Below are 19,413 nucleotides of genomic sequence, written 5' to 3' on the forward strand. Positions count from 1 at the left end.
CAATCTTGCGCAAGAGCGTGCTCTCCGACTGGCTGGCCCAGCGCATCGACCGCGGCAGCGGCCAGCCGGTCTATCGCCAGTTGCACCGGCTGCTGCAGCAGGCCATTTTGTCCCGCGAACTGCCGGCCGGCACGCGGGTGCCGTCGTCGCGGCTGCTCGCGAGCGAGCTGGGCATCGCCCGCAATACCGTGACGCAGGTGTACGAGCAACTGGCGCTGGAAGGCTACGTGACCTCGGCGACGGGGCGCGGCACGTTCGTGGCGGACAGCGCGCCGGACGAGATCGTCGGCGATATGGGCGACGCCGCGAGGAGCGGCGAGGGCTCGTCGGCCGGCGCGGTCTTCCAGACAGGCCGGCCAGCGCAGCCGGCCGGCGGCGGCTTCGCGGGGCGGCGCGACGCGTCGGCGGGCGTGGCCGGTTCCGCGGCCGGATTGCTCTACACGGCGGATCGCAGCGCACTGGGCCTCGCCGCCCCGCGCCTCGATCCCGCCGACGTGCTCTCGGCCCGCGGCGCCCGGCTCATCGCAGGGGCCGGCGTCTCGAAGCGTCAATGGGGCGCCTTCATGCCAGGCGTGCCGGACGTCTCGCGTTTTCCCGCGCGCGTCTGGAGCCGCCTGCACAACAAATACTGGCGACGGTTGCGGCCGGACCTGCTCACCTATGCGCCGGGCGGCGGCCTCGCTTCGCTGCGCCACGCGCTGGCCGACTATCTGCGTACTTCGCGCTCGGTGCGCTGCGCGCCGGAGCAGATCGTCATCACCACGGGCATCCACCAGTCCGTGGATCTGGCCGTGCGGCTGCTCTCCGATCCCGGCGACGTGATCTGGACCGAAGACCCGTGCTACTGGGGCGTGCGCAGCGTGCTGCACGTGTCGGGTCTACAGTCGCGGCCCATTGCCGTGGATAGCGAAGGCATTGCCCCGTCGCCCGACGATCTCGCGCAGCCGCCCAAGCTCATGCTCGTCACGCCCTCGCATCAATATCCGCTGGGCATGGTGATGACGCTCGCACGGCGCCGCATGCTGCTGGAGTACGCGCGCCAGCACCGCTGCTGGATCATCGAAGACGACTACGACAGCGAGTTCCGCTATGGCAGCCGGCCGCTCGCCTCGCTTCAGGGTCTCGATACGGCGGGCCAGGTGATCTACGTGGGCAGCTTCGGCAAGACGCTGTTTCCGGGGCTGCGCGTGGGCTACCTCGTGGTGCCCGAAGCGCTTGCCGATACCTTCGCCACCGCCAGCGCCGAGCTGTACCGCGAAGGGCAGCTGTTGCAGCAGGCGGTGCTCGCCGAGTTCATCGCCGAGGGGCATTTCACGTCGCACATCCGCAAGATGCGGGCGTTGTATGGGCAGCGTCGGCAGACGCTGCTCGACGCGGTCGCGGCCCGCTACGGCGACGCGTTGCCCGCGGTGGGCGGCGACGCCGGCCTGCACCTCGTCATGCAACTGCCGCCGGGCGCCGACGACCGCGCCGTGGCGGCCGCGGCGCTCGAACGCAACATCGTGGTGCGCCCGCTTTCGGGCTACTACGCGCAACCGGCGAGCGCGCCGCGCGGGCTGCTCGCGGGCTACGCCTGCGTGCCGGACGAGGAGATCGCGCCTGCCTTCGGCCTGCTCGCCGAAGCCATCGACGCCACGCTGCCCGAGTATGATGCCGAGCAGCCAGACGCGGTCGTCGGAGAGATGCAGGAAGGCGTTCCAGGAAGCGCGCAACAGGGCGGAGAGCAGAACCAGCAGGACGACGGCCGTTTCCATCGGCACAGGGAGGGGTGACGTAGACGAGGGCGACCGCGCGATTATGGCAGCCGCCTCGCGCGCGTCCTGTCCATCGTGCACGCTTCGGCCCAGGCGATGGGCCGGCGGCCGATGCGCCGCGCGAGGCCTTCAGGTCACGCGCTCAGGTGGCCCGCTCAGGCAACCCGCTCAGCTAACTCGCTCAGGTAACCCTCTCCCGCAGCCAGGCCGACACCACGTCAATGAACGTCACCACCACGATCACCATCAGGATCACGGCGGAGGTCTGCGCGTAGTTGAACGAGCGGATCGCCTCGTACAGCACCACGCCGATGCCGCCCGCGCCCACCATGCCCACCACCATCGCCGAGCGCACGTTGGACTCGAAGCGGTAGAGCGCATACGAAATCCACAGCGGCAGCACCTGCGGCAGCACGCCGTAGACGATCTCGTCGAGCGGCGAGGCGCCCGTGGCCCGCACGCCTTCGGCGGGGCGCGGATCGATGGCTTCCACGGCTTCGGCGAAGAGCTTGGCGAGCACGCCCGTGGTGTGGACCCAGAGCGCGAGCACGCCCGCGAACGGCCCCAGCCCCACCGCGACGATGAACAGCATCGCGAAGACCATCTCGTTGATGGCGCGGCAGGCGTCCATGACGCGGCGCACGGGATGCAGCACCCAGCGCGGCGCGAGATTGTGCGCGCAGGCAAGGCCGCACGGCACCGCGCATACGATGGCGAGCGCCGTGCCCCAGATCGCGACCGCGAGCGTCACGAGCATTTCATGCAGGTACGTGTGCCACTCGGTGAAGTCGGGCGGGAAGAATTCGCGGGCGAACTGGCCCATGTTGCCGGCGTCGGAGAACAGTTCGAGCGGGCGCATGTCCGCGCCGCGCCACGACGCGCCGAGCAGCACGAACGCGATGGCCCAGCCCGCGAGCGAGGTCCAGCCGCGTTTGGCTGGGGCTTTCGGGCGCAGTGCCGCGGCCCGGCCGTCACGGGCGCCTGCTGCCAAGGCCTGCGCGTTGCGATCCGCCGATGTCGCGACCGAAGCCGGCGCCTGTGCCGACCCAGCCGAAGCCGCCACGTCCGCCGCGTTCATTGCTTCGGCGCCGTGCCGGAGAGTGCCGCGAGCTTCGCGTCGAGCGCGGCGAGCTGCGTCTTGCGGTCGTCGTCGGAAAGCTGGGTGTCGTTCGCGATCTTCTGCTTTTGCTGGAAGAGCGCGATTTCACGCACGGCACGCAGTTGCTCGTTCGACGACGGCGCGAATCCCGCGAAGCCCGTGATCGCCGCCATGACCGCCTTCTCGTGCGGATCGCTCTCGCCATAGTGATAGAAGAAGTTGCGCAGCTTTTCCTTGGTGGCGTCGGGCAGGTCCTTGCGCCAGACGAGCGGGTCCGACGGAATGATGGGCGAGGTCCACAGCACGCGCACCTGGGCGTACTTGTCCGGATGCTGTTTTTGCAGGGTCGCGAGCTCGATGGTGTTGTTGGTGGCCACGTCGATCTTGTTGTTCACCACGGCGAGCAGGTTCGCTTCGTGGCTCGCGGGCAGCACCATCTTGAACGCCGACGTGTTGACGGGCACGTTGCGCTTCGCGAACAGGTAGTAGCCCGGCACGAGGCTGCCCGAGGTCGAGTTCGGGTCGCCGAAGCCGAGGTTCACGTCCTTCGTGTTGCGAAACACGTCGTCGAGCGTCTTGAAGCGGCTCGCCACGTTCGTGATGAGCACCGAGTGGTAGCCCGCGTCGCCGTTCGCGTACTTCACCTTGGCGAACACTTCGCCGTTGGCACGGTCCACGGCTTCCATCGCGGAGGCGTTGCCGAAGTAGCCGATCTGCACCTTGTTGAAGCGCATGCCTTCGATGATGCCCGCATAGTCCGTGGCGAAAAACGCCTTCACGGAAAGGCCGGTCTGCTTGTTGAGGTCGTCGATCAGCGGTTGCCAGCGTTGCTTGAGCACAGCCGACGAATCGGTGGAGATGATGCCGAAGCTCAGGTCTTCGGCGTGGGCGGTCACGCTGGCGAACGTGGCGCAGGCCGCGGCGCCGGCAAGCAGGAAGCGAAGCAGTTTCATGAGAACGGGTCCGTTGGGTGGATCGGTGATGAAGGGGCGGCGAATGGTTGAGCCGGCGGCTTGACGTCAATCGTGTGCGCGACTGCTCGACGCGGTGATCAAACCGGCGTGGCGACGCGATGCCTTGCGGGCGCGACGAGGCTGGCGCTGCATTCCGCCTGCGCGGCCGCCGCCGGCGGCATGTCGCGCCGCATGATCGTGGCTTCGTAGTGCGTGCCTTCGTAGAGCGTGCGCGCGTCGTCGCCGTAGAGCTTTTGCAGCAAGGCCGGCGTGAGCGCGGCCGAGGGCCCGTCGTAGACCACGCGGCCCTGGCGCAGCGCGACGGTGCGCGGGCAGTACTGCATCGCGATGTCCACCTGATGCAGCGACACGAGCACCGTGAGCCCGTGGTTCGCATTGAGCGCGCGCAGCATGTCCATCACGCGGCGCGACGATTCGGGGTCGAGCGAGGCAATGGGCTCGTCGGCAAGGATGATCTGGGCGCGCTGCACAAGGGCCCGTGCGAGCGCCGCGCGCTGCTGCTGGCCGCCCGAAAGCGTCGACGCGCGTTCGTAGGCGTGTTCCGCGATGCCCACCTCGGCCAGCGCGCCGAGTGACATCTCGCGCGCCTCGCGCGGAAAGTGTCCGATCAACCGACGCCACAGCGGCAGCCGCGCGAGTGCGCCGATCAGCACGTTCGTTTCCACCGTAAGCCGCGCGACCAGGTTGAATTGCTGGAACACGAAGCCGATGTCGCGGCGAATGCTGCGCACCTCGCGCACGATCTTGCCGTTCTGCTGGATCGGGCGGCCCAGCACGGAGATCAGCGAAGGCTGCGCGTCGCTCGCCGTGAAGCCCGCGATGTGGCGCAGCAGCGTCGACTTGCCCGAGCCCGACGCGCCGATCAGCGCGACCATCTCGCCGGGCTCGATGCGCAGATCGATTTCGTCGAGCGCTTTGCGGCCGTTGCTGAAAGTCTTCGACAGGCGTTCGATGCGAATGGCGTCCATCACAGTTCCGTCGTGGTTTCAGGCGCGGGCGCGCGAATGCGCTGGTTCGAGTGCGTGCGCCCGTGAATGTCGAGGCATTCTAGGAAGGGTCTATGACGGTTCGGTGAAGCCATCGAGACGTCTAGATGACTATATGTGTATCGCGCAGGCGAACCGCATGACGAACGGGCGCAAGGCACACGCAGGCGAATGCCGTGTGACGTTCGTGTGAAAGGTCACACTGTCATGCTTTATTCGTCATGAAGCGGCTATATTTGAAGCATTAGCGCGTGCCCCGAACAGGCCCGGCAAACCCGACAATAGCGAAAGGAACCGGCGTCGCCATGCAGGCCCTCAGTTTCCTTCCCGACAGCTTTGCCGAATACGAAGACCTGAAATCGATTCTCGACGACGGCCGTGCCTGGTTCGACATCCGCAGCGCCGGCGAAACGCACGTTCACGGCCGCACCTTCCGGCTCTACACCGCCTGTATCGGCTCGGACAATCCCGCCGCGCCCGCCATCGGTTTCTTCGGCGGCATTCATGGCCTGGAACGCATCGGCACGCACCTCGTGCTCGACTACATGCGCGCGCTGGTGGGCCGTCTCGAATGGGACGATCTGCTGTTGCGCCAGCTCGAATCCATCCGGCTCGTGTTCATGCCCATCGTGAACCCGGGCGGCATGTGGCAGGCCACGCGCGCGAATCCGAACGGCGTGGACCTGATGCGCAACGCGCCGCAAGACGCCGACGCGCGCGTGCCGTTTCTCGCGGGCGGCCAGCGCGTGGGCGCGTGGCTGCCCTGGTATCGCGGCAGGCGCGGCGAGCCGATGGAGGTCGAGGCCGCGGCGCTTCTCAAGCTCGTGGAGGAAGAACTGGCGGCGCGGCCGCTCAGCATCGCGCTGGATTGCCACTCGGGCTACGGCTGGGCCGACAGCATCTGGTTTCCCTACGCGCGTACGCGCAAGCTCATGCACCACCTGCCGGAGATGTACGCGCTCAAGTCGATGTTCGAGGGCGCGCATCCGCATCACGGCTACAAGTTCGAGCCGCAGAGCCACCAGTACCTGCTGCACGGCGACTTATGGGACTGCGCCTACGACCGCGCGCCCGTGCAGAACATCTTCCTGCCGCTCACGCTCGAACTGGGCTCGTGGCTCTGGATCAAGAAGAATCCGCGGCAGATCTTTTCGCGCCAGGGCATCTTCAACCCGGTAATGGCGCATCGCACGGCGCGCGTGCTGCGTCGTCACGCGAACCTGTTCGACTTCCTCGCGCGCGCCGCGTTTTCGTCGAAACGCTGGCTGCCGCAGGGCTATGCGCGCCAGCAGATGTTCCAGCGCGCCATCGCGCACTGGTATCGCAAGCCCGGCGCATGAGTACCTGGATTCTGCTGCGGGGGCTTACGCGTGAAGCGCGCCACTGGGGCGTGCTGCCGGAAATGTTGCGCGACACCCTGGCGGCGCGTGACGTCTACGCGCTCGACCTGCCCGGCAACGGCACGTTCGCCGCCCTACGTTCGCCAGGCCAGGTGGCGGACATGGTGGGCTTCGTGCGGCTGGCGCTGCTGCAGGCGGGCAAGACGGGACCGTTCAACGTGCTTGCGATGTCGCTGGGCGGCATGGTGGCCGCGGACTGGGCCACGCGTCATCCCGCCGACGTCACGCGGCTCGTGCTGATCAACACGAGCATGCGGCCGTTCAATCGCGCAACCGAACGCCTGCAGCCGGGCGCGTGGCCGGACCTCGCGCGCATCGCGCTCGCGTGGGGCGATCCGCGCAATGCGAATGCCATCGAAGCACGCGTGCACCGGCTCACCTGCAACCGCCGGCAGAGCTTCGACGAGGACGTCGCGGTATGGTCGGCCATCCGGCGCAGTGCGCCCGTCACACGTGCGAACGCGCTGAGGCAACTGTGGGCCGCGGCGCATTTCTCGGCACAGGCGAGGGCTCCCGCGAGCCCCGTGCTCGTGCTCTCCTCGCGCGGCGACAGCCTCGTGAACCCCGTCTGCTCGCAGACACTCGCGGCGCGCTGGCAGGCCACGCATCTTCAGCATCCCTGGGCCGGCCACGATCTTCCGCACGACGATTCTCTATGGATTTGCCAGGCCGTCCACCACTGGATGGCCGAAACCGTACAGGCCGGCTCATAGCAGCCATGGCGTACGGTCCATTTAAAAGCCGGGATAAAAAAGGCTTTAAATACTTTTGCACGTCAGACGAAAATATAATTAGACGACAATGTAGCAAGGCGAACGGACGTGCATATTGGTGCGCTGCAATCTCGTATGACGGTTGTATTGCCTTGCCCGGAAATCGCCATGCATAATGGATTCGCAATTGGCGAATTAATTCGCGCTTTGTGGTCTGCCTAACGTGAAAGGATACGTTTTTCCCGCGCCTGTCGCGCAGGGGCGGCGCGCCGAACCCATACTATGAGCAAGCGCCGCACCCGCTCTGGGCAAGGCGCAGGAAGTGAACGTTGAATCGTTTGCGCGCTACCCCTCGTGCTTTCCGGGTCTTACACCGTCTTTCCGGATAGCAGCAACGAAACACTTTTTATTTTTACGATTAAACTTCAAATTCCTTCTGTAATTCCATGAATGTTATGGAAATGTGCGAGCGCACATTTTAATCGCCGCGATATGCTCCGATTTTCCCGTTGCGCGGCTGAAACATAAAATATAAGGGAAAACCCTTATAAAAATACCGCGCGTTTCGAGAAATTTAACTTTCCCTTGTCTGTCAACGGTTTGCGCGAATGGCATCACCTATGCGTTGACGTGCCGCGGATTGGCGTGGTTGGCCAAGCCGCCCCTCATCACGAACAGGAGGATTCCATGCGCAGAACCTTATTGGCGTCCGCCGCGGCCCTGGCCCTGGGCTTCAGCGGATACGCAATGGCAAATCCATGCAGTGACACGAGCAAGTCATGCGACCAGAAGTCCACCACTGGCGCCAACACGCTCACCAGCTCCGCAAGCTCCACGCAGACCAGCACCACGGGTAGCAACGCCAACGAACTCGCTGCAGGCGCCACCGCCTACCAGGATTCCTTCAACTCCACCAAGGTTGTCGCGCTCAGCAAGCTCGACGGCACCGTGACGAATCTCAGTGTCTCCGGCATCGGCAACCAGGCGGGGAACTGGGGTAACGCGAACGGCGGCCGCGGCGGCAAGGGCGGCGCGGGTTATGGCGGCGACGGCTATGGCGGCAAGGGCGGAGCCGGCGGTGCAGGCGGCGCCGGCGGCAGCGGCGGCAATACGCGTAACGGCAGCGCCACGGCCGGCAATGCGAGCAACGGCAGCGCCACGGCCGGCGACGGCTATGGCGGCAACGGCGGCCGCGGCGGTCAGGCGTCGGCAGGCGGCACGCAAGGCGGGGACGCCGGTGCGGCCGGCGGACGCGGCAGCGGCACGGGCGGTGGAGCGCTCGCGGCCTCGGTCGGTCTGGGCGGCGATGCAGCCGGACTCGGCAAGGGCTTCGGCGGCGGCACCGGCAGCGGCAGCACGGGCGACGCACGTGCACGCACGAGCGGCGGTGGCGGCGCGGCGTCGGCCTCGACCGGCGCAGGCACGGGCACCGGCACGGGTACCGGCAGCGGAAGCGGCACGGGCACGGGCGGCGCGGGCACGGCGGGCGCATCCACGGCCACGGGCGGAGCTGGCTCCGGCACGGGCGGCGCAGCGGCGGCGAGCGCGGGTAACGGCGGCGCAGCCACGAGCACGGCCGGTGCAGGCGGTGCAGGCGGCACGGGCACCGGCGGCAGCGCGACCAACGGCGGCGCATCCACCACGGCGAGCAACGGCAGCGCCACGGCCGGCAACGGCGCCGTGGGCGCGGCGGGCGGCGCAGGCGGAGCGGGCGGCACCGGCAACGGTGGCGTGGGCAATGGCGCAGCGGGCGGCGCAGGCGGCAATGGCGGAACCATTGCGGTGAGCGCGGGCACGTTCGACATGTCCAACGCGATGTCGAGCGTCGGCCAGTCGGCAGCGGGCATCATGATCGCGAACCAGAACAGCGGCGCGGCATCGCTCGTGCAACAGGCCGTGACCGTGCAGGCCAACCTGACGGTCGGACGTTGAGCGGTCAGTCGACGTAAGCAGTCAGTCGTGCGACTCGTCGCGGGGCGCGTGGTCAGCGCCCTGCGGCGGTCGCTCCGCCGCCCTGTGCCTCGCGTCGGGCCTCGTTGCTCCGGCCCACCCATGGCACACGGCAGGCATCGCAGACAACCGGTCGTGCGTGCCTGGCATCCGGCCGCATGCAGGACTGCAGGACGAGGGAGACCACCATGCAAGCGCAAAAACGGTTTGCGCAGCTGGTATTGCCTGTTGTGTTCGCGCTGCCCAGCTTCGCGGCCCAGGCCGCCGATGCTCCAGCGGCGGCAACGGGCGTAGCCACGGAGGCTGCACGGACAGCGCAGGCGACGGCAGTGCCCATAAGCAGTGCTGCGCGGGAACAGAGCGCAGCCACCACAGCCACTCCAGCGCCCGCTGTATCCCCAGCCCCGGCCGCCGCAGCAATAGCACCGCCCGATGCCCAGTTCGGCGTGGCGCTCGACGCAAGCCGGCTCGATACGCAGCGCGGCGGCGACGTGATGGTCGGCCAGAACAATCTGACCGGCACGGTGGCGGACAACACCGCCTACAAGGTCGTGACGGGTTCGAACTCGATCAACGACGGCTCGTTCTCGAACTCGAGCGGGCTGCCCACGGTGATCCAGAACACCGGCGCGAACGTGCTGATCCAGAACGCCACTGTCTTGAACGTGCGCTTCGGTAATTGAGTGCAATCGAGTGCGGGCAAGTCATGAACCCGAACGCAGCGAGGAAGATCGTTTTTGCGTGTGCCGCGCTGGCGGCCGGCCTGATCGTGCAGGCTGCCTCGGCCGACTCGATCAACATCTCCGATCCGCGCGGCGGCTATTACGGCATGCACGTGACGAGCCTCAAGGAGGCCCGCTTCAAGCGCACCGTGAAGCAGCAATTCGACTTCAGCTGCGGTTCGGCGGCAGTGGCGACGCTGCTGACTTACCAGTACGACTATCCGGTGACGGAGCAGCAGGCCTTCGTGGAAATGTACGAGCACGGCAACCAGGAGAAGATCCGCAGGGAGGGTTTTTCTCTGCTCGACATCCGCAATTTCCTGATGGCGCACGGCTTCCTGGCGGACGGCTACGAAGTGCCGCTCGCGAAGCTCGAAGAGACGAAGACGCCCGCCATCGTGCTGATCGTCGAACACGGTTATCACCACTTCGTGGTGGTGAAGGGCATGCACAATGGCCGCGTGCTGATCGGCGATCCGGCCACGGGCACGCGCGCCATATCGCAGGAAACTTTCGAAGAGCGATGGCAGGACCACGTGGTGTTCGTCATCCATAACCGGGCCGAGCCGCCCAGGTTCAACGACGCCAGCGACTGGCACGTTGCGCCGCAAGCGCCGCTCTACGTGGGCATACCGCGCGACAGCCTGTTTCAGGTGGTCGTGCCGAAGCTCGGTCCGGGCGAATTCTGAGAACCGCGATGAAACATAGACCTCTGAAACTCGCTTGCATCGTGGCGCTGGCGTACGGAGGACTCGTGCCGCCCGTGGTCGACGCGGTGGACGGCGACGTACCTTCCGTCGCGACCGGCAGCATCGACGAAGACGGTGTGGCGAGATATTCGTCGGCGGCGGGAACGGACGGCGTGCAGACGGCGGCGGGTCAGCCCGGCGAGGAAGTGGCGGCGCCCATTCCGACCGAAGCGCCCGTGGTGAGCGAACTGGGCGACAAGGCCGATGATGCGAACGTCGCGAACATTGCGAAAGACACGCGCACAGCGGCCGTCGCGGCTCCGGCTCCTTCCACCGCGAACGACGCCAACTGGCCGTCGACGCAAACCACAGCGCTCAGCGAGCAACGCCTCGACACCCTGCGCGGCGGCTTCGATACATCGCAAGGCCTCAAAGTCTCGTTCGGCATTTCGCGCGCGGTCTACGTGAACGGCAACCTCGTCACGCAGACGAGCTTCAACATTCCCGACGTGGGCGCGATGACGGCGCAACAGGCCCAGGCGCTGCTGGCATCCGGCGGCGCGAGCACGCTGGTGCAGAACGGGCGCGGCAACGCGGTGCAGCCCGGCGCGCTGCCGCCGGGCGCCATGGCCATTCAGAACACCTTGAACAACCAGCAGATCCAGGCGCTCACGTCGATCAACACGTCGGTGAACTCGCTTGCCTCGTACAAGGTGGCCAATCTCATTTCGTCCATCAACGCGGCGCTTGCCGCCACCGTGCGCCCCCGTTAAGGGCGCGCGGTGGTGATGGGTCGATTGAAGCGAGGAGCGGCAAGCGAAGCCCTTCGGAGCAATGAGAACGCTCAGAACGACATCGGCACCCGCAGCGTGAGCGTGAGGTCCGGCGTGTCGCGCGTGAGCCCGGCGCCTATCGAGAAGTTGAGCGTCGTCTTCGGCGAGAGACGGTACGAGTAGCCGATCAACAGGGTGCCGAGCACCACGCGCACCGATCCCGGCACGGTCTGCCCGTTCTGCGACGTGGGCAGCACGATGCTCTGGTCGTAGCCGATGCTGACCGACGCCTTCTCGTTCAGCGCGAGCCCCATGCCGATATTGAAGCCCCAGATGTCGCCGGGCTGTACCTTGCCGAGGAACTGCGTGGCGCCGTTGCGCAGCGTGAGCGTTTCGTCCTTGCCGAAGCTGTGCAGATAGCTGAAGTTGCCGAAGAAGACCACGGGGTCGGTCGGGAAGAGCCAGGTGAGGCCCGGCTGGATCGCATAGAAGCCGGAGCCCGTGGGCTGCTCGAGCGGCAGGCCCGTGCCCGTCGTGTTCGAAACGCAGGTGGTCACGCAGTCGGTCACCACGTCGAACGGGCTCTTGCCGGTGGCCGACTTGAAGCGCAGCCAGCCGATGTAATAGAACTTGTCCGGGCCGCCCTGGTTCAGCTGGTAGCGCAACGTCATTTCCACGTCGCCGATACCGTGACCGTTGCTGCTGATCACGCTGTTCGAGGCGGCGCCCGTGAAGATCTGGCGGCCCACCGTATCGTTGGTCTGATACACGTAGGGCACGCGAACTTCCAGCTCCATCCGGTTCGTGAGGCCATAGCGCACGGCCACGCCGCCCGTGAGCGTGGTCGTCTTCACTTCGCTCACGTTGATGAGGCCGATCAGCAGTGCCGGAATGATCGTGTAGCCCACCAGCGAAAGCTGGTTCTGCGACGAATAGGCGAACTGAAAATACGGCTCTACCACGAACGAGTGACGCGGCGTGAGCACGCCGGGCTGTTCGAAGATAGGTGCGACGGCGGGCGGCCGCGTATCCGCCACGGGCGCCTGACCCACCGGCTGGCTCGGCGCGGGCGTGGAGGGCGGCGTGGTGTTGCCGGCCGGCGCCGCCTGTACGCTTTGCACGGCCTGACCGGGTGCGGCGGTGTTGCCCGACGTGTCGGCTGCGGTGCCGTCCGCAGTGCCGAGCGGCTGACCGTTCACGTCGGTGCCGCCCGTGCCGCGCGCTGTTTCCAGCTTGCCGGTTTCGAGCGCACGGCTCAAGCGCGCGAAGTTCGCCTCTTCGTCGGCGAGCTTGTGCTTGAGCGTTTCAAGTTCGTGGATGCGTTTATCCAGTTCCTCGCGCAGCGCGCTGATGCTCGCGCGTTCGTCCGCCTGGGCCGCCTGAGCGGCCTGCGTTTCCAGCGATTGCGCTCGCGCGCTCACTGCAAACAGCAGCAACGTGGCGCACGCAATGGCATTCGCGCGGACACCCCTCGGAAATCGTCGAAATGGCCTGCTCCTCATGGCTCGGTCTCCATGACTCGGCGTGTTGCCCCCGGGACATTTCGATTGCAGGCCGGCGTCTTTCGACAAAACCGCGCGTCTGAAAGACGTCGGGCATGAACCGGAGTGCACGGTGCACTGCAATGCATGAGCGCAATGCAGCATCGCCGAGTTCACTTCCGGTCATGCATGCGCAGGCATCGGCGTTCATGCCGTGCCGGCGCTATGTATCTGGTATGGATGAGACGGGCAGCGTGCCGTCGAAGCCTTCGAACGACGGCTCGCCGGACCTCCAAAGAGTAGCGCACGAGCACAGCGGCGCCACTGCGGCGAACCCTGGAAACCACATCGAAATGCGGGCTGCCGCACGTTCGGCGTGTAACAGATCGTGACCGCCGGGCAGCATGGAAGCGGAGTGCACATCCGTGCATCTGCATTGCATGACGATGACGGCGCGGCGCCTGCACTGGCCTCGCTTTTTCACCGCCGTGGCGCATAATGCGCATCTGACGATGCACGCGATGCTCACCCGTTGGCGGAGGACATCATGCAGGCGAAGACCGAAGAAGCCGTGGCGCACCGGCTCAACGATGTCGTCGAATTCGCGCGGGGGCGCCTTCCCGAAGCGGCGTTCAATGTGGTGGAACCGTTTCTGCGGCACTACTACGATTTCGGCGATGCGGACGACCTGCAAAGCCGCAGCATCGCAGACCTCTACGGCGCCGCTATGGCGCACTGGCAGACCGCGCAGCGCTTCGTTTCCGGCAGCGAACGGCTGCGCGTCTACAACCCCATACTCGAACAGCACGGCTGGCACTCGGACCACACGGTGGTCGAGATCGTCAACGACGACATGCCGTTTCTCGTGGACTCCGTTTCGATGGCCGTGAACCGGCTGGGGCTCGCGCTGCATTCGGTGCTGCATCCGGTGTTTCGCATCTGGCGCGCCGAAGCGGCCGGCAAAGAAGGCGATACGGGCGCCATCGTTCGCGTCTGCCCCGGCAGCGAGGACGGCAACGGGCATTCGCTGCTCGCCTCGTTCATTCATTTCGAGGTGGACCGGTGCGGCGACGCGGCAAAGCTCGACGCGTTGCGCAACGACATCACGCGCGTGCTCGGCGACGTGCGGGCCGCGGTGGAAGACTGGCCGCGCATGATCGAAACGGCGCGCGCCACCATCAAAGAGATGAAGGCCCACGAGACCACGCCCGAGGGCGTGGAGGCCCGCTCGTTCGTCGAATGGATGGTGGCGGACCACTTCACGTTTCTCGGGCAGCGCGACTACGAACTCGTCGAGCACGACGGCGGTCTCGCGCTGCGCGGCGTGCCGGGCTCCGGGCTCGGCATTCTGCGCGAAGGCCTGCGTCAGCAGGGCGCGTCCGACGTCACGCCGCTGCCGCCCGCGGCGGCGGAGATCGTCAACGGCGCATGGCCCATCTTTCTCACGAAGGCGAATTCGCGCGCCACGGTGCACCGGCCCGGCTATCTCGATTACGTCGGCGTGAAGCTTGCGGGCGCGGACGGCGCGGTGAAGGGCGAGCGCCGCTTCATTGGTCTCTATACGTCCACCGCTTATTTCGGCTCCAGTGCGGACATTCCCATCGTGCGCCGCAAGTGCGCCCATATCGTGCAGCGCGCCGGCTTCCTGCCGAAAGGGCATCTCGCGAAGTCGCTCGTGACGGTGCTCGAAACCTGGCCGCGCGACGAACTGTTCCAGACCGACGAAGACTCGCTCTACGAGATGGCGCTCGGCGTGCTGCGCCTGCAGGAACATCAGCGCACGCGGCTCTTCGTGCGGCGCGACCGGTTCGACCGTTTCGTTTCGTGCCTCGTGTTCGTACCGCGCGAGAAGTACAACACCGACTGGCGGCGCCGCGTGGCGAAGCTGCTCATGGGTGCGTTCAACGGCGAGAGCGTCGAATTCACGCCGCTGCTTTCGGAGTCCACGCTCGCGCGCATTCATTTCGTGGTGCACGCGGCGCCCGGCGCCATGCCCGAAGTCGATACGCGCGAACTGGAAGCGCGCGTCGTGCTGGCCACGCGCCGCTGGCAGGACGACCTCGCCGACGCCTTGCTCGACGCCTTCGGCGAAGAGCAGGGCAACCGCCTGCTGCTGCGCTACGGCGATTCGTTCCCCGCGGGCTATCGCGACGACTACGCCGCGCGTACGGCAGTGCGCGACATCGAATTGATCGAACGCGTGCAGGGCACGGACCGTCTCGCGATGAACCTGTACCGGCCCATCGAGTCGGGGCCGCGCGCGTTCCGCTTCAAGGTGTATCGCGCAGGGCCGCCGATTGCGCTCTCGCGCAGCTTGCCGATGCTCGAACATCTCGGCGTGCGCGTGGACGAGGAACGGCCGTACCTGATCGAGGCGCAGGGCGTCACACCTGCGTGGATTCACGACTTCGGGCTTGAGTTGGCCGACGAGATGGAGTTCGATATCGAACGCGTGAAAGACCTGTTCGAAGAGGCCTTCGAGCAGGTCTGGACCGCGGCCATCGAAGACGACAACTTCAACCGCCTCGTCTTGCGCGCGCATCTGGCCGCGCGCGAGGTGACGATTCTGCGCGCCTATGCAAAGTACCTGCGCCAGGTGGGCTCCACCTTCAGCGACGCCTACATCGAACGTGCGCTCACAGGCAATCCGCAGATTGCGCGCGCGCTGGTCGAACTGTTCTGCGCGCGCTTCGACCCGGCGTTGGGCGAGGCACACGGCAGCCTGCGCGGCGAACGGGTGGCGTATCTGCAAAAGGCGATTGAAGGCGCGCTCGACAAGGTACCGAATCTCGACGAAGACCGCATTCTTCGCCAGTTTCTCGGCGTCATCAACGCGACGCAGCGCACCAACTACTACCAGCGCGATGCCGCGGGCGGGCTGAGGCCCGCGCTCTCGTTCAAGTTCGATCCGCGCGAGGTGCCGGGGCTGCCCGAACCGAAGCCCATGTTCGAGATCTGGGTCTATTCGCCGCGCGTGGAAGGCGTGCACCTGCGCGGCGGACGCGTGGCGCGCGGCGGCCTGCGCTGGTCCGATCGCCGCGAAGATTTCCGCACCGAAGTGCTCGGCCTCATGAAGGCGCAGATGGTGAAGAACGTGGTGATCGTGCCGGTGGGATCGAAGGGCGGCTTCGTCGTGAAGAATCCACCGCCCGCGAGCGAACGCGAGGCCTGGCTCAAGGAAGGCGTGGCGTGCTACCAGACGTTCCTGCGCGGCCTGCTCGATCTCACGGACAACCGCGTGAGCGGCGCCATCGTGCCGCCGCTCGACGTGGTGCGCCACGACCCCGACGACCCTTATCTCGTGGTGGCCGCCGACAAGGGCACGGCCACGTTCTCCGATTACGCGAACGCCATTTCGCGCGAATACGGCTTCTGGCTCGACGACGCGTTTGCCTCGGGCGGCTCGGTGGGCTACGACCACAAGAAGATGGCGATCACGGCGCGCGGCGCGTGGGAGTCCGTGAAGCGCCATTTCCGTGAAATGGGCATCGATACGCAGACCACGCCGTTCACGGTGGTGGGCGTCGGCGACATGTCGGGCGACGTGTTCGGCAACGGCATGTTGCTTTCGCCGTTCATTCGCCTCGTGGCCGCCTTCGATCACAGGCACATTTTTCTCGATCCGAATCCCGACCCGGCGGTGAGCATCGCCGAGCGCGGGCGCCTCTTCGGGCTCGAACGGTCGAGCTGGGCCGACTACGACCCGGCGCTCATCTCCGCGGGCGGCGGCGTGTTCCCGCGCACGGCCAAGACGATTCCCATCTCGCAACCCGTACAGACGGCGCTCGGCATCAGCGCGACGGCGCTCGCGCCCAACGAGCTGATGCGCGCCATTCTGATGGCGCCCGTTGACCTGCTCTACAACGGCGGCATCGGCACCTATGTGAAGGCCACGCGCGAAACCCACGCCCAGGCCGGCGACCGCACCAACGACGCCGTGCGCGTGAACGGTGCCGATCTGCGCTGCAAGGTGGTGGGCGAGGGCGGCAATCTCGGCTTCACGCAACTGGGCCGCATCGAATTCGCACAGCGCGGCGGACGCATCAATACCGATGCCATCGACAACTCTGCGGGTGTCGATTGTTCGGATCACGAAGTGAATATCAAGATTCTGCTGGGACTCGTGGTGGCGGACGGCGAGATGACCGAAAAGCAGCGCAATGCACTGCTCGCGGAAATGACGGACGAGGTCGCGCTGCTCGTGCTGCGCGACAACTACTATCAGACCCAAGCGCTTTCCATTGCGGGCCGCTATGGCGTGCCGCTCTTCGAAGCCGAAGTGCGCTTCATGCGCGCGCTGGAACGCATCGGGCGGCTCAATCGAGCCATCGAATTCCTGCCGAACGACGAAGAGATCGCAGAGCGCGAAGCGGCGAAGCAGGGGCTCACCACGCCGGAGCGTGCGGTGCTGCTCGCCTACAGCAAGATGTGGCTCTACGACGAGCTGCTCGAATCCGACGTGCCCGAAGATCCGCTCGTGGCCGACATGCTGGTCGACTACTTCCCGAAGCCGTTGCAGCGCCGCTATAGCGCGCTGATGCAGCAGCATCCGCTGCGCCGCGAAATACTCGCCACGCACCTCACCAACGCGCTCGTGAACCGCGTGGGCTGCGAATTCGTGTACCGGCTCGTGGAAGAGACGGATGCGAAGCCTGCCGAGATCGTGCGGGCCTGCGTGATGGCGCGCGACGTATTCGAACTCGACGAGGTGTGGCGCGCCATCGATGCGCTCGACAACCGCGTGCCCGACGATCTGCAGGCACGCATGTTCGTGGAAGTCGTGCGGCTGCTCGAACGCGCGGCGTTGTGGTTTCTGCGCCAACTGCAGGCGGGCGCCGCGGGCGAAGGCGGCATGGCGGAGCTGCTCTCGCGCTGCCGCGAGGCCGCGCAGACGCTCGCGCCGCAATGGCCTCGGCTGCTGCCCGCAGCCGACCTCGAAGCGTTGTCGGAGCGTCAACGCGTGCTCGTGGATGCAGGCGTGGACAGCGAACTCGCGGTGCGTGTGGTGAGCGGCGAGATATCGGCCGCGTTGCTCGACATCGCGGAAGTGGCAGCAACGTCCGGGCGTCCGCTCGAACAGGTGGCGGGCGTGTACTTCACGCTGGGCACGCTGCTCAACTATGGCTGGATTGGCGAGCGCGCGGCGGCGCTCCCCACGCCGACGCATTGGGACATGCTGGCGCGGGCGGCGGCGCTCGCCGAGTTCGCACGGCTCAAGCGGGCGCTGACGGTAAGCGCGCTCACCGAAGGTCATGCGCACGACGATACGGCGGCCGATCTCGTGCAAAGCTGGCAAGGCCGCCGCGAGGCGCCGCTCGACCATTACGGCCGGTTGCTTGCGGACTTGCGCGCGACGGGCGGCACGAGCCTTTCGATGCTGCTCGTGGTGGTGCGGGCGATGGCGACGCTGGAGCGGGGGTGAGCGTATGGGCGACGGCGTCGGCAAGGGCATGACCGAAGGCGCCTTGTGCGGCGATTGGCGATAATAGCGGCTACGCCGCGTTCCAACGCGCTTTCCCATGCCATTCGCGATTCAACGCCTTCGCCGGCGATGCCCGTCATGACCGAACCGACCCACCCGATCTCTTCCATTTCGAGCGACACGTCCGCGCCCGCCGTGCCGCGCCTCACCAGCCTCTCGCATGGCGGCGGCTGCGGCTGCAAGATCGCGCCGGGCGTGCTGTCGGCGCTGCTCAAGCGCGTCGCGCCGCTGCCCGCGTTTCCCGATCTGCTCGTCGGCACGGAAACCGCCGACGACGCCGCTGTCTACCGTCTCAACGACGAGCAGGCTATCGTCGCGACCACGGACTTCTTCATGCCCATCGTCGACGACCCCTACGACTTCGGGCGCATCGCGGCCACCAACGCGCTCTCCGACGTCTACGCGATGGGCGGCAAGCCTCTCTTTGCGCTCGCCATCGTCGGCATGCCGATCAACGTGTTGCCGCACGACGTGATTGCGGCCGTGCTGCGCGGCGGCGAGGACGTCTGCACGCAGGCCGGCATTCCGGTGGCGGGCGGTCATTCCATCGATTCGGTCGAGCCCATCTATGGCCTCGTGGCGCTGGGCGTGGTGCACCCGTCGCGCGTGAAGCGCAATGCGGCAGCCCAGGCGGGGGACGTGCTGATTCTCGGCAAGCCGCTGGGCGTGGGCGTGCTCTCGGCCGCGCTGAAAAAGAACCAGCTCGACGCGGCCGGCTACGCCGCGATGATCGCGGCCACCACGAAGCTCAACCGCCCCGGCACGCAGCTGGCCGCGTTGCCCGGCGTGCACGCGCTCACCGACGTAACCGGCTTCGGCCTGCTCGGTCACACGCTGGAACTGGCGCGCGGCGCGGGGCTCACGGCGCGCGTGCGCTATGCGGATCTGCCGTGGCTCGCGGGCGTCGAGGCGTTCGTGCGCGAAGGCATCTTCACCGGCGCATCGGGACGCAACTGGGCTTCGTATGGCGAGGAGGTGCGCCTTGCCGAGAGCCTGCCCGACGTGGCGCGCACGCTGCTCACCGACCCGCAGACCTCAGGCGGGCTGCTCGTCTCCTGCGCGCCGGAAGCGGTGGACGAAGTGCTGGCCATCTTCAACGCGGACGGCTTCGAGCGCGCCGCCGTGATCGGCGAGATGAGAGAAGGCGCGCCGCGCGTGGAAGTGGTTTGAGCGAGCGGTACTGAATTGCGCTGCGCGCGGGCAGCGCAATTCATTCAGTGGTGCATGGCACATCGATTCTCTTTTTGCGATCTGCCTGATTGTCCCCACCTGGCAGCGCTTTGCTGCAACGCCGAACGTGTCGGCTCGAAACGCTGCAACGGCGTTTCGCGAGGCGCTTTGCCGCCCCGGTCCATCGAGATTGGAGTATTCGAGCGGAACATCGCGCTGC

13 protein-coding genes are annotated in these 19,413 nt (G+C 66.7%); 9 read left to right on the top strand and 4 right to left on the bottom strand.

Features of this window, described 5'->3' with window-relative positions; translation table 11 throughout:
* Nucleotides 1-5 precede the first annotated feature (5 nt).
* Nucleotides 6-1,772, top strand: coding sequence for a PLP-dependent aminotransferase family protein (locus U0042_RS06700; protein WP_232833435.1), 1,767 nt, complete (start codon nucleotides 6-8; stop codon nucleotides 1,770-1,772).
* A 163-nt stretch (nucleotides 1,773-1,935) separates the two neighbouring features.
* Here U0042_RS06700 and phnE read toward each other — a convergent pair whose 3' ends face one another.
* From phnE to phnC, 3 genes are all read right to left on the bottom strand, one after another.
* Nucleotides 1,936-2,832: a phosphonate ABC transporter, permease protein PhnE gene (phnE, locus tag U0042_RS06705; RefSeq protein ID WP_232833436.1), complete on the bottom strand. Its 897-nt coding sequence runs from the start codon at nucleotides 2,830-2,832 to the stop codon at nucleotides 1,936-1,938.
* The gene (gene phnD / locus U0042_RS06710; protein ID WP_114811885.1) at nucleotides 2,829-3,806 is read right to left on the bottom strand and encodes a phosphonate ABC transporter substrate-binding protein; all 978 of its coding nucleotides are present in this window, start codon (nucleotides 3,804-3,806) and stop codon (nucleotides 2,829-2,831) included. Before phnD ends, phnE begins: the two co-directional genes overlap by 4 nt.
* Nucleotides 3,807-3,904: 98 nt before the next feature.
* A complete protein-coding gene (gene phnC / locus U0042_RS06715; RefSeq protein WP_114811887.1) occupies nucleotides 3,905-4,795 on the bottom strand; it encodes a phosphonate ABC transporter ATP-binding protein in 891 nt (296 codons plus the stop codon).
* 323 nt (nucleotides 4,796-5,118) lie between these two features.
* Between phnC and U0042_RS06720 the strand changes: the two genes are divergently transcribed.
* The 6 genes from U0042_RS06720 to U0042_RS06745 all read left to right on the top strand — a co-directional run bounded on the left by U0042_RS06720 (nucleotide 5,119) and on the right by U0042_RS06745 (nucleotide 11,060).
* Nucleotides 5,119-6,153, top strand: coding sequence for a M14 family zinc carboxypeptidase (locus tag U0042_RS06720; RefSeq protein ID WP_114811889.1), 1,035 nt, complete (start codon nucleotides 5,119-5,121; stop codon nucleotides 6,151-6,153).
* The gene (locus U0042_RS06725) at nucleotides 6,150-6,926 is read left to right on the top strand and encodes an alpha/beta fold hydrolase (protein ID WP_114811891.1); all 777 of its coding nucleotides are present in this window, start codon (nucleotides 6,150-6,152) and stop codon (nucleotides 6,924-6,926) included. Before U0042_RS06720 ends, U0042_RS06725 begins: the two co-directional genes overlap by 4 nt.
* Nucleotides 6,927-7,613: 687 nt before the next feature.
* Nucleotides 7,614-8,858 (top strand): hypothetical protein, encoded by a 1,245-nt coding sequence (locus tag U0042_RS06730; protein ID WP_198665346.1) that lies wholly within the window; start codon nucleotides 7,614-7,616, stop codon nucleotides 8,856-8,858.
* 206 nt (nucleotides 8,859-9,064) lie between these two features.
* Entirely contained in the window at nucleotides 9,065-9,559 is a 495-nt protein-coding gene (locus U0042_RS06735) for a hypothetical protein (protein ID WP_114811899.1), read from the top strand.
* A gap of 23 nt (nucleotides 9,560-9,582) precedes the next feature.
* Nucleotides 9,583-10,287: a C39 family peptidase gene (locus tag U0042_RS06740; protein WP_114811901.1), complete on the top strand. Its 705-nt coding sequence runs from the start codon at nucleotides 9,583-9,585 to the stop codon at nucleotides 10,285-10,287.
* Between the two features lie 8 nt (nucleotides 10,288-10,295).
* Entirely contained in the window at nucleotides 10,296-11,060 is a 765-nt protein-coding gene (locus U0042_RS06745; protein ID WP_157977853.1) for a hypothetical protein, read from the top strand.
* A 71-nt stretch (nucleotides 11,061-11,131) separates the two neighbouring features.
* Here the strand turns inward: U0042_RS06745 and U0042_RS06750 are convergent, their stop codons facing one another.
* Complete coding sequence (locus tag U0042_RS06750) at nucleotides 11,132-12,562, bottom strand: acetate kinase (protein ID WP_114811903.1); 1,431 nt, start codon at nucleotides 12,560-12,562, stop codon at nucleotides 11,132-11,134.
* A gap of 526 nt (nucleotides 12,563-13,088) precedes the next feature.
* On the opposite strand from U0042_RS06750, the gene U0042_RS06755 reads away from it, so the two are divergent.
* Both U0042_RS06755 and selD read left to right on the top strand, forming a co-directional pair.
* Nucleotides 13,089-17,963, top strand: a complete 4,875-nt coding sequence (locus U0042_RS06755; RefSeq protein ID WP_114812010.1) for an NAD-glutamate dehydrogenase — start codon at nucleotides 13,089-13,091, stop codon at nucleotides 17,961-17,963.
* A gap of 138 nt (nucleotides 17,964-18,101) precedes the next feature.
* Nucleotides 18,102-19,193 (top strand): selenide, water dikinase SelD, encoded by a 1,092-nt coding sequence (gene selD / locus U0042_RS06760; protein WP_114812012.1) that lies wholly within the window; start codon nucleotides 18,102-18,104, stop codon nucleotides 19,191-19,193.
* The last annotated feature ends 220 nt before the right edge of the window (nucleotides 19,194-19,413 follow it).

The organism is Paraburkholderia kururiensis (assembly GCF_034424375.1).
GTDB lineage: Bacteria > Pseudomonadota > Gammaproteobacteria > Burkholderiales > Burkholderiaceae > Paraburkholderia > Paraburkholderia kururiensis_A.

Coding starts and splice junctions, on each gene's coding strand:
- phnC (WP_114811887.1), bottom strand. CDS start 4,795: ATGGACGCCATTCGCATCGAACGCCTGTCGAAGACTTTCAGCAACGGC.
- phnD (WP_114811885.1), bottom strand. CDS start 3,806: ATGAAACTGCTTCGCTTCCTGCTTGCCGGCGCCGCGGCCTGCGCCACG.
- U0042_RS06720 (WP_114811889.1), top strand. CDS start 5,119: ATGCAGGCCCTCAGTTTCCTTCCCGACAGCTTTGCCGAATACGAAGAC.
- phnE (WP_232833436.1), bottom strand. CDS start 2,832: ATGAACGCGGCGGACGTGGCGGCTTCGGCTGGGTCGGCACAGGCGCCG.
- selD (WP_114812012.1), top strand. CDS start 18,102: ATGACCGAACCGACCCACCCGATCTCTTCCATTTCGAGCGACACGTCC.
- U0042_RS06730 (WP_198665346.1), top strand. CDS start 7,614: ATGCGCAGAACCTTATTGGCGTCCGCCGCGGCCCTGGCCCTGGGCTTC.
- U0042_RS06755 (WP_114812010.1), top strand. CDS start 13,089: ATGCAGGCGAAGACCGAAGAAGCCGTGGCGCACCGGCTCAACGATGTC.
- U0042_RS06725 (WP_114811891.1), top strand. CDS start 6,150: ATGAGTACCTGGATTCTGCTGCGGGGGCTTACGCGTGAAGCGCGCCAC.
- U0042_RS06745 (WP_157977853.1), top strand. CDS start 10,296: ATGAAACATAGACCTCTGAAACTCGCTTGCATCGTGGCGCTGGCGTAC.
- U0042_RS06740 (WP_114811901.1), top strand. CDS start 9,583: ATGAACCCGAACGCAGCGAGGAAGATCGTTTTTGCGTGTGCCGCGCTG.
- U0042_RS06735 (WP_114811899.1), top strand. CDS start 9,065: ATGCAAGCGCAAAAACGGTTTGCGCAGCTGGTATTGCCTGTTGTGTTC.
- U0042_RS06750 (WP_114811903.1), bottom strand. CDS start 12,562: ATGAGGAGCAGGCCATTTCGACGATTTCCGAGGGGTGTCCGCGCGAAT.